The sequence below is a fragment of the Ancylomarina longa genome, from assembly GCF_003996985.1.
In the GTDB taxonomy this organism is placed as follows: domain Bacteria; phylum Bacteroidota; class Bacteroidia; order Bacteroidales; family Marinifilaceae; genus Ancylomarina_A; species Ancylomarina_A longa.
This window is the reverse complement of record NZ_RJJX01000168.1, coordinates 1-563: the sequence shown is the minus strand read 5'-3', so window position 1 is coordinate 563 and position 563 is coordinate 1. Positions and strand designations below refer to the sequence as shown.

Here is a 563-nt window from a genome sequence, read left to right as displayed (position 1 = left end):
ATCTTCACCCAATAAATAATCAATACAACCTTTTGATAAACCTGAACCATGTCTAAAAAAATCAACGATCATCTGGACGTAACTCCCGAAGCTGTTGATCAATTGAAATCAATAAATGAAGTAATTTCACTTTATCGAAAGCACCAGTACCCGCAATATCTGTATTTACTGCTTTGGCAATCTGATTCACATTATTACCAATCCGACTAATTTCTAAAATTAACGCTCGCTCTGTCTTGCTATACGAAGATTCAACAACCTTTGTTGCTTTAATTTTTTGGTCATCTTCTGCTTTGGAATTATGAATTTTAGTCGCTTTCTCTACTGCTGCTTGTCTAAGCAACTTTGCAATCGAACCATAAGGATTATTGGAATCGAGCAATTGATATTCTGATTCTGAAAGTCTGACTTTAAAGGTTCGTTCTCGAACTGCTTTGCTCTGTTTGTTTTCTTGTTCCTGTCCTGACATTTCAATCTACCCTGCTTTGGCTTTTGTAAGCTTTAAATTGGAAAATCTTTGATTTTTCTGTTTAAAGCTTTTCGGGGGTATCGGGGGTGAAGCC

1 protein-coding gene is annotated in these 563 nt (G+C 36.2%); it reads right to left on the bottom strand.

All coding sequences use genetic code 11. The features are described 5' to 3' along the window. Positions 1-61: 61 nt before the first annotated feature. Complete coding sequence (gene mobC / locus DLK05_RS16815) at positions 62-469, bottom strand: plasmid mobilization relaxosome protein MobC (protein ID WP_015061180.1); 408 nt, start codon at positions 467-469, stop codon at positions 62-64. Positions 470-563: the final 94 nt, after the last annotated feature.